Here is a 302-nt window from a genome sequence, read left to right on the forward strand (position 1 = left end):
AATCCAATCGCACGGAATAAAGTTGTAACAGGTAATTTTTTCTTTCTATCAATGTAGGCATACATTACCTGATTGATATCTGTAGCAAATTCTATCCAAGATCCCTTAAATGGAATTACCCTTGCTGAATATAATTTTGTTCCGTTAGCATGGAATGACTGGCCAAAGAACACCCCTGGTGAACGGTGTAATTGAGATACAACCACACGTTCTGCGCCGTTGATTACAAAAGTACCACTCGGCGTCATATAAGGAATGGTGCCTAAATACACGTCTTGTACTATGGTTTCGAAATCCTCATG

The 302-nt window shown here is 39.4% G+C and carries 1 protein-coding gene; it reads right to left on the reverse strand.

Going from position 1 to position 302, the window contains the following annotated elements; all coding sequences use genetic code 11:
* The coding region (locus tag EYD46_RS17645; RefSeq protein ID WP_130938491.1) for a hypothetical protein at positions 1-302 on the reverse strand (302 nt) is incomplete at both ends.

Source organism: Hyunsoonleella pacifica (genome assembly GCF_004310335.1).
GTDB classification, from domain to species: Bacteria; Bacteroidota; Bacteroidia; order Flavobacteriales; family Flavobacteriaceae; genus Jejuia; species Jejuia pacifica.